The 689-nt window shown below is 62.6% G+C and carries 1 protein-coding gene; it reads right to left on the reverse strand.

What is annotated here, in order from left to right; all coding sequences use genetic code 11:
* Positions 1 to 653, reverse strand: a 653-nt coding sequence (locus LWH48_RS18155; RefSeq protein WP_232913681.1) for an IS110 family transposase, incomplete at its 3' end; no start/stop codon positions are given.
* Between the last annotated feature and the right edge of the window lie 36 nt (positions 654 to 689).

Consider the following 689-nt stretch of genomic DNA (forward strand, 5'->3'; position numbering starts at 1 on the left):
GTCATCAGCCGCTTGGCCACGGGGTCTGCCTTGGCCTGTCGCTCGAGGCTCGCCGTGACCGTCGCGATGCGCTCATCCAGGTGACGCAGATCCTCGGCAAGGCCGGCAAGCAGGACACGGAAGGCATCCGTCAGCCCGTTGTCTGCCTCTTCCAGCCAGCGAGGCAGGGCGGCACGCAACTGACCGATACCCACCGGAGCGACCAGGCCATACTCCCCCACCAGCCCGCGTATCTGATTGGCCTTGGCCGTGCGCTGCCGTACCAGCTCTTCACGAATGCGGTGTGCCGCCTGGGTATCCTGCTGAGCAACGCTCTTGACGGCCACGAAGCGCATGCTGGGCCGCCCCATGGCTTCACAGATCGCTTCGGCGTCGACCCGGTCATTCTTGTTGCTCTTCACGTAGGGCGTCACGAACTGTGCGGCGATCAACTTGACGCGATAGCCTCGCTCCTGCAAGGCCCGCGCCCAGTAGTGAGACGAGGCACAGGCTTCCATGCCGATCTCGGCTCCCGCCGGCACCCGTTTGCTGACCGCATTCAGCCATTTTTCGCGGGTGTACTTACCTTGCCACTGCACCTGATCATGGCGATCGACGCCGTGGACATGAAAAACAGACTTTGCGATATCGACGCCGACACGGGTAATGTTCATGACGAGTTCTCCTCACCCTCAGGCTGGTTGGTGTTC

It is taken from the genome of Halomonas sp. G15 (genome assembly GCF_021282295.1).
GTDB lineage: Bacteria > Pseudomonadota > Gammaproteobacteria > Pseudomonadales > Halomonadaceae > Halomonas > Halomonas alimentaria.